8 protein-coding genes and 1 pseudogene are annotated in these 12779 nt (G+C 70.9%); 7 read left to right on the top strand and 2 right to left on the bottom strand.

All coding sequences use genetic code 11. The features are described 5' to 3' along the window. Positions 1-476: 476 nt before the first annotated feature. Positions 477-1685, top strand: coding sequence for an imidazolonepropionase (hutI, locus tag WBK31_RS26145; RefSeq protein ID WP_364057105.1), 1209 nt, complete (start codon positions 477-479; stop codon positions 1683-1685). A 301-nt stretch (positions 1686-1986) separates the two neighbouring features. On the opposite strand, the gene WBK31_RS26140 is transcribed toward hutI, so the two are convergent. Next, positions 1987-2271 carry a hypothetical protein gene (locus tag WBK31_RS26140; RefSeq protein ID WP_406675569.1) on the bottom strand — a complete coding sequence of 95 codons (285 nt, stop codon included), beginning with the start codon at positions 2269-2271 and terminating at the stop codon, positions 1987-1989. On the opposite strand from WBK31_RS26140, the gene WBK31_RS26135 reads away from it, so the two are divergent. The 5 genes and pseudogenes from WBK31_RS26135 to WBK31_RS26115 all read left to right on the top strand — a co-directional run bounded on the left by WBK31_RS26135 (position 2258) and on the right by WBK31_RS26115 (position 10697). Beyond that, positions 2258-2941 carry a DegV family protein gene (locus WBK31_RS26135; protein WP_364057564.1) on the top strand — a complete coding sequence of 228 codons (684 nt, stop codon included), beginning with the start codon at positions 2258-2260 and terminating at the stop codon, positions 2939-2941. The two genes, WBK31_RS26140 and WBK31_RS26135, sit on opposite strands and share 14 nt — an antisense overlap. Positions 2942-5035: 2094 nt before the next feature. Next, a complete protein-coding gene (locus tag WBK31_RS26130; protein WP_406673333.1) occupies positions 5036-5437 on the top strand; it encodes a helix-hairpin-helix domain-containing protein in 402 nt (133 codons plus the stop codon). A gap of 310 nt (positions 5438-5747) precedes the next feature. Further along, positions 5748-8310 (top strand): annotated as a pseudogene (locus WBK31_RS26125) (ComEC/Rec2 family competence protein). Between the two features lie 203 nt (positions 8311-8513). Further along, complete coding sequence (gene holA, locus WBK31_RS26120) at positions 8514-9485, top strand: DNA polymerase III subunit delta (protein WP_364057099.1); 972 nt, start codon at positions 8514-8516, stop codon at positions 9483-9485. Positions 9486-10292: 807 nt separating this feature from the next. Beyond that, the gene (locus WBK31_RS26115; protein ID WP_406673332.1) at positions 10293-10697 is read left to right on the top strand and encodes a cytidine deaminase family protein; all 405 of its coding nucleotides are present in this window, start codon (positions 10293-10295) and stop codon (positions 10695-10697) included. Positions 10698-10708: 11 nt separating this feature from the next. Here the strand turns inward: WBK31_RS26115 and WBK31_RS26110 are convergent, their stop codons facing one another. Then, positions 10709-11194: a MarR family transcriptional regulator gene (locus tag WBK31_RS26110; protein ID WP_364057093.1), complete on the bottom strand. Its 486-nt coding sequence runs from the start codon at positions 11192-11194 to the stop codon at positions 10709-10711. 68 nt (positions 11195-11262) lie between these two features. Between WBK31_RS26110 and WBK31_RS26105 the strand changes: the two genes are divergently transcribed. Continuing rightward, on the top strand, positions 11263-12675 hold the full coding sequence (locus tag WBK31_RS26105; protein ID WP_406673331.1) for an MFS transporter: 1413 nt from the start codon (positions 11263-11265) through the stop codon (positions 12673-12675). Positions 12676-12779 lie beyond the last annotated feature (104 nt).

Genomic DNA, 12779 nt, shown 5'->3' with positions numbered 1-12779 from the left:
TACGCTGCGATAACTCGCGCCGCCGTACCCATCGCTATGGTTGTGCGACACTCTCCACAAAGCGTGCAGACATCCCCAAAAGCGGCAGTGGTCCGGGCCCCCTTGGGGTTGCTAGGATTGGCCAGACCTAACGTTGGTCTGGTTTTTGGGTTCAGGTTCTAGGTTTCGGATGATGACTGGGCGTGTTCAAGTCGTCAGCGGGGGCCGTGGGGACGAGGCAGGGCTGCGGGATGGTTGGGATGAATGGTCTTTCTTCCGAATAACCCTGTACAGCAGCCCGACATGTGAAATAACGTAACTGAACTGAAATCGCTGGATCATGTGTCCGGCGATACGGTCACCGCACTACTCGATGCGGATGAGAGCAGGAGACCCCCCATGTCGTCCGGACCCGGAGCGGACTCAGTGGGCGCGGCGCAGGTAGCCGTGCGCTGTGTCCTGCACCCGTGCAGGGGGTCGTGCGGGGTGGTGATGCGGTGACCGTTCGGCTTCTGACCAACATCGGCCGCCTTTGGACCGGCAACGAGGTTCTCAGCAACGCGGCCATCCTGGTGCACAACGATCGCATCGCGTGGGTGGGGCGCGCTCCAGATCTGCCGCAGAGCGTGCCGGGCGTCGTCGACGACATCGTCGACGTCGACCACGTGGAAAACCTGGGCGGCGCCCTCGTCACGCCCGGGCTCATCGACGCGCACACCCACCCGGTCTACGCCGGCAACCGCTACGCCGAGCTGGCGATCCGTACGGGCGGCTCCACGTCCGCCTCGATCACCGCGGCGGGCGGCGGCGTCGGCTCCACCGTCACCGTGACCCGCGGCACCGACCCCTGGACCCTGTGCAACGGCGTACGCGAGCGCCTGCGCGACTGGCTGCTGAGCGGCACCACCACGGTCGAGGCCAAGACCGGCTACCACCTCACCCGCGACGGCGAGCTCGCCGACGTGCGGCTCCTGCGCGAGCTGGAGAAGGAGCCGATGATGCCGCGGGTGCACGTCACGTTCCTCGCGGCGCACGTCGTGCCGCCCGAGTACTTCGGCAGGCAGCGCGAATATGTCGAGGCCGTGGGCGCGTGGTGCGCCGACGCGGCCGCGGCCGGCGCCGACAGCGTCGACGTCTACTGCGACGAGGGCCACTTCACGACGGAGGAGTCCCGCTGGGTGCTCGCCTCCGGCCGTAACGTCGGGCTGCTGCCCCGCATCCACGCCGGCATCTACAGCCGCCGGGGCGCCGTGCAGCTCGCGGCCGAGCTGGGGTGCGCCTCCGCCGACGGCCTGCACCACCTGTCCGACGAGGACATCGCCATCATGTCCCGGTACGGCGTCCCCGCGGTCGTCTGCCCGGCCACGGCGCTGCAGCGCGGCCACCTGCCGCCGGTCCGCCAGATGATCAAGCACGGCGTGCAGATCGCCCTGGGCAGCGACCACAACCCCGGCTTCTGCGGCATCACCTCGATGTCCCTGGTGATCGCGATGGCGGTGTCGGCGTTCGGGATGAGCGTCAACGACGCCCTGCGCGCGGCCACCCTCGGCGGCGCCACGGTCCTGGGCGCGCCCGACCGCGGCGTGCTGGCTCCCGGGCGGCTGGCGGACATCGTTCAGTGGGACGCCGACCACGAGGGCGCGTTCGCCTGGTCCTTCGGCCTCAAGCCGCGTCGAGTGTGGCGGGGTGGAACGCCCGTTCAGTAGTTAATCTCGGTGGTATGCCACCCTTGGTTGCTGTTGTCACCGATTCGACTGCTTACCTGGGTTCTGTGCCTGGGGTGTCCGTGGTTCCCGTACAGGTGATCGCCAAGGGCGCACGTACGAGGGAGGACGGCGCCAGCCCGCCGTCGTCGCAAGAGCGGCGAGACCCCGCTGAGCCCCTGGAGCCACGACCTCCCGCGTCCTCCTTGAGCGCTTCGTCCCTCTTTGAAAGCCCAGCCGCGCCGGCTGACACCCCGAGCACACCTTCCGAAGGCCCGGCCGTGTCGCCTGGCAGGCCGAGCGTTCACTGCGAAAGTCCGGCCGCCCCGCTTCCTGACACCCCAGGCACTCCGGGCGCCCCCTCCGGATCCTCAGCCGCCTCCTCGACCGCGACGGCCGCCCCCTCGGGAAGCTCAGCCGCCTCCTCGACCGCGACGGCCGCCCCCTCGGGAAGCTCAGCCGCCTCCTCGACCACGACGGCCGCCCCCTCGGGAAGCTCAGCCGCCCCCTCGACCGCGACGGCCGCCCCTTCCGATACCCCGGACGTTTTCGATGAGGGCTCCTTCACCGGCGATCTGGCCTCGGCCACCACCTCTCGCCCGTCGCCTGCCAGCTTCGCCTCTTGCTACTCGGCCCTGGCCGCCGCCGGAGCCACGGCGATCGTCTCAATCCACCTTTCCGGCGAGATGTCCGGCACGATCGAGTCCGCCCGCGCCGCCGCCAGGGAGGCACCCGTACCGGTGGCCGTCATCGACAGCCGTTCGATCGCCATGGGCCTGGGTTACCCGGTGCTGGCCGCCGCCCGAGCCGCCGCCGGCGGCGCCCCCATGGAGGAGGTGGTCTCGGCCGCAAACCGGTGCATCTCCGCAACACGATCGTTCTTCTACGTGGACACCCTCGACTACCTCCGCCGCAGCGGCCGTATCGGCACCGCGGCCTCCCTCGTGGGTTCCGCGCTCATGATCAAGCCGCTGCTGCACATCACCAGCGGCCGCATCTCGCTCCTGGAGAAGGTCCGTACGGCATCCCGCGCCATCGCCCGCCTGGAGGACCTGGCCGTGGAGGCAGCGGGCGACAGGCCGGTGAACGTGGCGGTGCAGCACCTGGGAGCGCGTGAGCGAGCCGAGGGCCTCGCGGAACGGCTGTCGAAGCGGGTGCCGGGGCTGGGGGAGCTGCGGGTGGTCGAGGTGGGCGCGGTGATCGGCGTACACGTCGGTCCGGGAATGCTCGGCCTGACCGTGACGCCGAGCGACATCTAACTCCGGCTCGTCGGCCGCTCCGAAGCCCCTGCAACAACACCGTGAGCAGACGTACCGGCGACACCCCGCAGCAGACCCGACGACGACACCCTGACGCAGGCATGAGCGCATCGGCGGGCCGAGCCAACGCCAGTCGTCCTTCCGATCACCTCATCCACAGCCTGGCACCGAGACCGGTACCTATCCCCAGAACGCCGCTCGGCCCTTTCCCGCCCGCCGCCTGGCCGTACCTTCGCTGCCGTGCGAACCCCCGATCGAGCGGCAGAGCGCGTCATAGCCGAGTTCCGGATACGGGCGATCACCGCGCCTGCCCGCCGTTCCCGTCGCCGTCTCGCCAGGCCCACCCGGTCGAAGAGCATCGGGCCGGTCTCCAAGCACCGCCCGCCCTATCAAGAGTTCCGACGAGACGCCGGCGACATCCCGAAGCGGCAGCCGAGCGCCGTGCCCGCCGATGCCGGGCCCCGGACGACCGAGCGTCCCATTGCCACGAGTCCGCCGCTGAACTCCACCCGCACCGAGCCGGTGCCACCGAGGACCTCGGCTTCCACGGGCGCAGGCCGATCGCCGGCTGCCGCCCGCGCTGACGCGGGCCCGCTGTCAGGCGTCGTTCCCGCTGACGCGGGCCCGCTGTCAGGCGTCGTTCCCGCTGACGTGAGCCTGCCGCCAGGCGTCGTTCCCGCTGACGCGGGCCCGCCGTCTGGCGTCGTCACCGCTGCGGCGGGTTCACCGACGACGACCGTCTTCGCTGACGTACGCCCGTCGCAAACACCGCACCGCATCGAGGAGGAAGCACCCGCCGTTGCTGGGCCCGCAGACGCGAGCTCATGGTCCGGCGTCGCCCTGGCTGTGGCGGGCTCACCGGCATCCGTCGTCTCCCATCCGTTCGACGAGGAACAACGCAGGAAGGAAGACATCGCCGTGTTCTCCGCTGCCTTCTGGGCGGCGGACCTGGCGAACACCGGCGCATCATCGCACCACACACGACCGGCGCGCTCCGGCTCGCCACGCGACCTGTCATCACTGCTCCACCCTGCTCCGCTAGGAGACTCCGCTCCGCCCCGGGACGCCGTTGACGTGCAGTACCCGAACTCACCACTGAACCGTGCGAAGGCGTCAGACGTCGCCCCGCCGGCCGACCTTGAGACATCGCCGCACCGCGCCCTGCCTGTCGGCCACCTGGCGATGTCCTCGTACTCCGGCCTGCCCTCGTACTCCAGCCTGTCCCCGTACTCCAGCCTGTCCCCGTACTCCGGCTTGTCCCCGTACTCCGGCCCGTTCCCGGCCCCCAGCCCGTCTGCGCCCCCGAACCCCAGCCCTTCCCCGAACCACGGCCCGTCCGCGTCGCCGGCCCCTGGCACCTCCCCACACCCCGGTCCGTCTCTGTACCCCGGTTCGTCTGCGGACCCTACGGAGTCACCGCAGCGCGCCCTGTCAGCAGACCCCTCGATGATGCCCCTGCGCCATGGCGCGGCGGCCGACGTTCCGGTGCCGTCGCACCGCGATTCACTCACGATGCCGGCGGCCCCACCACATGATGACTCTTCACCTACGCGCAGGCCGTCGCCGCGCATGTCCCCGTCAGTCGACCGTGGAGAATCTCCGCGCGTTCACACACCTGACGATCTCGACGTGTGGCCGCATGACGGTCCTTCCACGGAACTTGAGGCGTCGTCGCATGCCGACCAGGCCACTGACCTTGGAGTGCCCTTGAGCTCTGGCCCGGCAGGACAGTTCCCGAGACCAGCGCACCTCGACGCGGCGGGGGACGGCTGGACGCCACTTGACCTTGGCACACCATCACAGCGACCCTCAGCATCCCCCGACCGGGCGCAGAAGTCCGCCCCGACCGCTGACCCCTCATCGGCCTCTCTCCAGGCTCTCCGGAAGTTCCTGGCCGCCCAGAGCCCCACCCTCGACCCGGGCAAGCCCGGCCTGCGGGCACTCCTCGCCATCGGGGTGCTCGCCACAGCGGTGGCGGCCTTCCTCGTCTGGCGCGCGCAGCCGACGCCCCAGCCCTTGCCACCGCCCGCACCGATCACACCTCCGCCTGCGGTCACCCCCTCGGCAGCGGCTGCCGCCAAAGTCACCGTGCACGTGGCCGGCAAGGTCAGGAAGCCGGGTGTCTACCTGCTTGCCGCAGGCTCCCGAGTGACGGATGCCGTCACGGCGGCCGGAGGCGTGTCCAAGGGCGCTTCCACAGGCCAGCTCAACCTCGCCAGACGCCTGATCGACGGCGAGCAGATCGTGGTGGGCGCCCCAGCTGGCCAGGCGGCACCCGGCTCCCCGATGATCGACCCCGCGACCGCCGTCCTCGACCTGAACTCGGCCACCGCCGACCAGTTGGAACAGCTTCCGGGCGTGGGCGAGGTCCTTGCCGCGCGCATCGTGGAGTTCCGTACGAGCCGGGGCGGCTTCACCAGCGTCGACCAGCTCCGCGAGGTCTCAGGCATCGGCCCGAGGAAGTTCGAGGAGATCAAGCCGAAGGTCCGCGTCTGACATGCCTGTCCCCGACCCCACCCGCGCCCACAGCTCTGATGACGCTCGCACTCTCGGCCCGGACCCTGAGCGTGCACTCGGCGCCGATGCTGCGCAGGTCTTCGGTTCTGGTTCTGTGCATGCTCTTGGTTCCGGTGCGGCCCGAGGCTTCAGCCCCGACCCTGTCCGTTTCCATATTTCCGACCCTGCGCGAATCGTTGGTTCTGACTCCGCCCGCGCTCACGGCCCTACTCGCGTCCGTTCCCTCAGCTCCGGCCCTGGCTCCGTACGAAGGCTTGATGTCGCTCTTGCTCGGCGCAGCCGCCGTCCGGTGCCTCGGCCACCGTCGGAGCCCGCCGTTGCCAAGCCCGAGCCTGCTTGGCCCTTGGCGCTTCCGGCGTTGGCCGCCTGGGCCACTGCACTGATCCTGCTCGGATGCACCGCTTTCGTCGGCTTCATCGCCGCCGCTGGTGCCGCGGTCGCCGCTTTGGTGACGCTCTGGCGTACCCGGAAGTCCACGGAAAAGCCGGCCGCCGGCTCGGCCTTGGATGGCGCAATGTCATCATCGCCACCCTCATCGGTACGGCGGCGACGGCCGCCTCTGTGGCCCTGCGCGTTCACGCGATCACCACCGGACCGGCCACCGAGCTCGCCGCCAAGAACGCCTTCATCACCGCCCAGATCGCCCTGACCGACGACCCTCGGCGCAGACCCAACGAAAGTGGCCGTTTCGCTCAGGAAAGCTACGTCGTCCCGGCGACACTGAAGGTCATCCAGACGCCCACGTCGCGGCAAGCGGTGGATGTCCCCATCACGGTCTTCACGACGGGCTCGGCCTGGCGCTCCTACCTGCCCACACAGGAGGTGGAGGTCACTGGACGCCTGGCCACGCCGACGCCGGGCACATCGGTGGCCGCGATCCTGCTCGTCCGCGAGCCGCCCCGTCCCCTGGCGCCCCCGTCCAGCCTTCAGACGGCGGCGGGAGCGATACGGTCGGGCCTGCGAGCGGCGGCCGACGTTCTGCCGCCCGACCAGCGGGGTCTCCTCCCGGGCCTGGTCGTGGGCGATGTCTCCCGCATGGACCCGCAGGTGACGGCCGACTTCAGGGAAGCCGGTCTCAGCCATCTGAACGCCGTATCCGGTGCCAATCTGGCGATCGTGGCAGGCGCGGCACTCGCGCTGTCCCGACTCGTCGGCCTGTCGCTTCCGGTACGGCTGGCTTCGCCGCCGTCGCGATGCTGGCGTTCACCGTGGTCGCCCGCCCGTCGCCGAGCGTCCTGCGCGCCCTTCTCATGGGGCTGGCCGCCGCGGTCGCCATGGGCACGGGCCGCTCGAAGGACGGCGTCGCGGCCCTGTCGGCCACGGTCCTGCTCCTGATGTTGTTCGTGCCTGAACTCGCCCGCTCGTACGGCTTCGCCCTCTCCGTCACGGCCACCGCCGGCATACTCCTCCTCGCCCCACGCTGGCGAGACAAGCTGACGGGCACAAAGACGTCGCAGGGGGAGTTCGAACATCCCGGCGTATTTCGCGCTTCCACCCCCATCCCTGGCCTAGCCGCTGGGCAGAGTGTCTCCCTCTCGCCTGCTGTTGGTGGTGGGGTGGGTGGTTGTGCGTCCGGTTCTGCTGTTGGTGGTGGGGTTTTCGCTGAACGTCGGCGGAGGTTGCGGTTGCCGCGGTGGTTGGCGGAGGCCGTGGCCGTGCCTGCGGCGGCGCAGCTCGCCGTGACACCCGTGCTGGTGCTGATGGCCGGGCAGTTGACGCCCGTCGCGGTGATCGCCAACCTGCTTGTCGCGCCGGCGGTGGCGCCCGCGACCCTGCTCGGGTTCGGTGCCGCTCTGATTGCGCCGGTGTGGCTCGACGGGGCGCGGATGCTCACCATCCCCGCCGGGTACGCGGTCGGCTGGATCATCACGGTCTCCCGGTGGGCGGTGGGCGTGCCGTTCGCGACGGTGCCGTGGCCGGCGGGGATCGTGGGGCTCGGCCTGTTGCTGCTCGCTGTGGCGGTGGCGGTACCGGTCATGAGACGCCGTGCCTGGCGCGCGGTGGCGCTGACGGTGGCCGGTGCCGCTTTGGTGGCGGTTCTGGTGATCCGCCCCATCGCTGGGCCTTGGCCGCCCAAGGGGTGGTTGATGGTCATGTGCGACGTCGGGCAGGGCGATGGCCTGGTGGTCGCGGCCGGTCCCGGCAGGGGCGTGGTCGTGGACACAGGGCCGGACCCGGTGGTCATGGATCGGTGCCTGCGAAGACTCGGCGTCGTGGACGTACCGCTGCTCGTGCTCACGCATCCCCATGCCGACCACGTGGACGGTCTGCCGGGCGTGCTCAGGAACCGTCGCGTCGGGGCCGTCGTGGTCAGCCCGCAGCGTACGAGTGCGCGGGCCGAGGGGCGCATCGCCGGCATGCTGCGGCAACGCGGCATCCCTGAGTGGACGGTTCGGCCGGGCACCCGCTGGCGGTTCGGCCCGTCGGAGCTGACCGTCCTCGCACCCGACCCCGCCGCCGGCGAGTCGGCTGGGCAAGGCGAGGGCAGCGCGATCAACAACTCGAGCGTCGTGGTGCACGTACGGTGGCGGTCCGGGTCGATCCTGCTGGGCGGAGACTTGGAGACCGAGGCGCAAGATGAGCTGGTGCGGCGGATGCCCGTACGGGCCGACATCCTCAAGACGCCGCATCATGGGTCGAACCGGCAGTCGCCCGAGTTCGTGGCGTCGCTGGGGGCGCGGGCGGCGTTGATCAGCGTGGGGGCGGACAACGACTACGGACATCCCGCGGCGTCCACGCTGAACCTGCTGCGGCGGCTCGGCCTCACGGTTCACCGTACGGACAAGTCGGGGGATATTGCTGTGGTCGAGCAGGAGGGTGGCGGCCTGGCGGTGGTCCCGCGCGGCCCCTAGTCCGCGGTTGCCCGCACAGTGTCTCGTGGTGATTCGGGGCTCTCGTCGGCGTTCGAGGGGCTGTTGCAGCTCTTCGGAGCCTGGCCTTATGTCGCTTCGACGGCCCTGGTCGTCGAGAGCGAGACAGGTGGGCTGGTACGGAGGCGGCTCGGGGTTGGTCGTCGAGTACCTAGTTGTCGGTGGGGCGTGGCATGCTGCCTGACATGGCGGGAACCGATCCAGCACCTGTGACCTTGGTCGTCGGCGACGAGGAGTTGCTGGCCGAGCGGGCGGTGAGCGGGGTCGTCGCGGCGGCCCGGAGCGCCGACCCTGAGATCGAGGTGCACGACCTCGTCGGGAGCAAGGTCACGACGGGTGAGCTGTCGCAGCTGACGTCGCCGTCGTTGTTCGGGGATCGGTCCGTCGTGGTGATCCGCGGAGCGCAGGATCTCGGCAAGGACGTCATCGCCGAGATCGTGGCGTATGCGAAGCAGCCGTCCGAGGACACCGTGATGGTGCTGGCCCACCCGGGTGGGGTGAAGGGCAAGGCGCTGGTCGATGGGGTGAAGAAGGCCGGCGCCAAGGTGGTGACGGTGAGCAAGCTCACCAAGTCCGGTGAGCGGTTGGAGTTCATCAAGGGGGAGTTCAAGCGGGCCGGGCGCAGCATCTCGGGCGATGCGGCTCAGGCGTTGCTGGACGCCGTGGGGAACGATCTCCGGGAGCTGGCCGCGGCCTGTTCCCAGATGATGTTCGACACCGAGGACAAGACGATCAATGCGGCGGCAGTGGCTCGCTACCACAAGGGGCGGGCGGAGGTCACCGGGTTCAACGTCGCCGACTCGGCGGTGGAGGGGCGACTGGCGGAGGCGCTGGAGCAGTTGAGGTGGGCGCTCGGCACCGGCGTCGCCCCCGTGCTGCTGGTCAGCGCGCTGGCCGGCGGGTTGCGTTCGCTGGCCAAGGTCGCCAGTGCGCCTCGCAATCTCCGGGGCGGGCAACTGGCCAGCCATGTCGGCATGCCGCCGTGGAAGGTCGATCGGGTCAAGCGGCAGCTGAACGGCTGGGGGCCGGAAGGGCTGGCCCGGGCGATCCAGGCCGTGGCCCATGCTGACGAGCAGGTCAAGGGTGGGGGAGCGGACCCGGCCTACGCGCTGGAGCACACGGTGCAGGTCATCGTGGCGTGCCGCAACGGCCGCTGAGTGGTGGCGCTGTAGCGGGGTGCTGTGTGGGGGCGGTGCCTGACTGCGGCCCCTGCCCTCGTGACCTCGTGGCTCCGTGCTTTGGCGACCTGGTGGGAGTGCGGATACGCGGAGTGGTGCGTGGCTGGTGTCGGCGGTTCGGGGTTGCGCGGAGTGGTGCGTGGCTGGTGTCGGCGGTTCGGGGTTGCGCGGGGTGGTGCGTGGCTGGTGTCGGCGGTTCGGGGTTGCGCGGGGTGGTGCGTGGCTGGTGTCGGCGGTTCGGGGTTGCGCGGGGTGGTGCGTGGCTGGTGTCGGCGGTTCGGGGTTGCGCGGGGTGGTGCGTGGCCTCTCGTTGTCGGCAGCACCCGCCCCGGCCGTCGCGGTGCCGCCGTGGCCCGCTGGGTCCTCGACACCACCGCCGACCACCCCTGCCCGTCGGCGGAGAAGTCGTCGTGTCCGCTGGCGGGGTCGGGACGTCGCGCCGGGTGGTGGGTGTGCAGGTGTGCGGGGGGCTCGTGTCGGGTGGCGTCCTGGGGGTGAAGGTGCGGGCGGGCCGCCCCTGGTGGTGACCGGTGCGTGGGTGCGTGGGCGTGCCGCGCTGGGTGGTGTCCTGGTTGCGGGTGTGCCGTTTCGGGTGGTGGCGTGGGTGTGTGGGTGTGCCGTTTCGGGTGGTGGCCGGTGGGTGGGTGTGCGGGCGCGCCGTCTCGGGCGGTGGCCAGGGCGTGGGGTACGGGGTGTCTTACGGGGCGGAAGGCGGTGCGGGGTAAGGGGTCTGGCACAGTGGGCCGTGAGTCACGATGATGGGCGCTGGGTTCGGGGAGTGGGGCTGTGCCGGGTGAGCGGGTCGATGAGGAGCTGGTACGGGCGGCGGCGCGCGTGGCGGCCACGCGTTGCCGCGGCGACAACCACACCATGGCGGCCGCGGCCAGGGCGCGGGACGGCCGGATCGTCACCGGGGTGAACGCCTACCACTTCACCGGCGGCCCGTGTGCGGAGATGGTCGTCGTCGGTACGGCCGCCGGTCAGGGGATCTACGAGCTGGATGTCATGGTCGCGGTGGGAGATCGTGACCGTGGGGTGGTGCCGCCGTGCGGGCGGTGCCGGCAGTTCCTTCTCGACTACTTCCCGGCGCTCAAGGTCATCGTCGGTACGCAGGACGGCCTTCGGATGGTGCCGGTCGCCGATCTGCTGCCGGTGAGTTACGTCTGGGCGGATCACCAGCTCGACGCCTGAGAAGGTGCTCGTCAGCGAGGGTTCTCGGCGTTGATGAGGAGTTGTTTGAGCAGGCCGTCGAGGAGGACCTGATCCTCGGGGGACAGGGCGTTGATCATGGAGGCTTCGACCTCGGCGCGGATGGTCATGGCCTCCATCCACAGGTCGTGGCCCTTGGGGGTGATCTCGACGTCCACCCGGCGGCGGTCCTCGGTGCTGCGTACGCGGCGTACGAGGGCTGAACGTTCCAGCGTGTCGAGGCGGCCGGTCATGCCCGCCGGCGACAGCAGGAGGTCGGCGGCCAGCTCGGACGGCGTCGCGGTGCCGCCGCGGGCGACGAGGCGGTGCAGGGTCTCGAACTCGAAGTCCTGCATGCCGACCTCCGACAGGGCCGCCTCCTTGGTGTGGGCGATGTGCTTCACCAGGAACTGCAGGCGGGTCACGATCGCCTCCACCCGTTCGTCGAAGGGCGCCTTTCCGCGCCAGCGGGCCAGGTGACGATCGACGGAGTCCTCCATGCCTGGGAGCATAGGGGAGCAGGTAATTAGTTGACGAAAGATTCGCTGTCGAAATATCCTCAGGCGGCGTGATTACGCGTTTGCTCATCGGGCGTTGCCTGTCCGCGCTGGCCACGGCGCTCATCCCGACCACCCTGACGCTGGCGGTGCTGCGGGCCGGAGGTGGAGAGGGCGAGCTGGGTGTGGTGCTGGCCGCCGAGCTCGTTCCACTGCTGGTGCTGCTGCCGGTCGGCGGGGTGCTCGCCGACCGGATCAGGCCCGCACGCGTGGTGCTGCTCGCCGACCTGACCCGGTGCCTGTCGCAGGCGATCATCGCCGTGGAACTGCTGCTCGGCGTCTACCGGGTGCTCGATCTGGCCGTGTTGTCGGCGATGGCGGGGGTGGCGATCGCGTTCGGCAGCCCGGCGGTGCCCCGGCTGGTGGTGGCGGTGGTGCCCGGGCCGGACCGGTTGCGGGTGAACGCGCGGATCGGGGTGGTGACGAGCCTGTCCGCGGTGGCCGCGCCGGCGATCGCGGGGACGGTCACGGTGGTCGCCGGGCCCGGGTGGGCGGCGGGGATCACGGCCGCGGTGTTCGCGTGCTCGGCATGGACCCTCGGCGGCATCCGGGAGACGTCGCCGGTTCCGGAGGAGGCGGTGCGGGTCAGCGAGGAGGCGGTGCGGGTCAGCGAGGAGGCGCTACAGGTCAGCGAGGAGACGGTCCGGGGCAGCGAGGAGACGGTCCGGGTCAGCGCAGAGGCAGCCGGTGAGCAGGAGTCCCTTGCCGGGCAAGGGGCGACGGCCGGGCCTGGACGCGGTGCGCCGGCACAGAACGCAGGCGGATCGAGGCAGCGGCCATGGCGGGAGCTGATCGGCAGAGGCTCGGGGTTCGGGCGGGATCTGGTCGAGGGGTGGCGGGAGGTCCGCGAACGCCCGTGGTTCCTGGCCTGCGTGGCGGGGCACGGCGTGTGGCACTTCATGGCGGGCCTGTTCCTGACGCTCGGCCCCGTCGTCGCCGTACGGGAGGCGGGCGGCGAGGCGGGCTGGGCGGTGATCGTGCAGTGCGGCACCGTGGGCATGGTGCTGGGCGTGTTCCTGGCACCGAGGCTGCCGATCCGGCGGCCGGTGGTCGCGGTGCAGCTCGGCGCGGCCTGTTACGCGTTCCCGATGGCGGCGCTGGCCGCCGGGGCGTCGCTGCCGGTGATGGCGGCGGCCTACGCGGTGGCGATGTTCGGGCTTGGGCTGCTCAGCCCGCTGTGGGAGACGGTGGTCGCCGACGAGGTACCGGAGCACGCGCTCGGGCGGGTGCGGTCGTTCGACCAGCTCATCTCGTTCGCGTCGCGGCCGTTCGGGCTGGCGGTGGCCGCGCCGCTGGCCGGGCTCGCCGGGATCGCGGCGCCGGCGGTGGTGGGCGGGGTGCTGGTCGCGGTCGTCAACCTCGCCGCCATCGTCTGGGCGCCGAAACCGAGGCGGGCCGTCGCCCCCAGTGCTCACGGCAGGTGACGGAAACCCCATCGGAGGTGGGGGCGAGCGCGCGGCTCTCCACGGGTGCCGGACGATCCTCCACAGGTGCCGAACGGCTCTCCACCGGTGCCGCAACTGCCGGG

Source organism: Nonomuraea sp. N2-4H (assembly GCF_045291505.1).
Taxonomy (GTDB): Bacteria; Actinomycetota; Actinomycetes; order Streptosporangiales; family Streptosporangiaceae; genus Nonomuraea; species Nonomuraea fastidiosa.
Note: the sequence above shows the minus strand (reverse complement) of the source record. Positions and strands in the feature narration are given on the sequence as shown.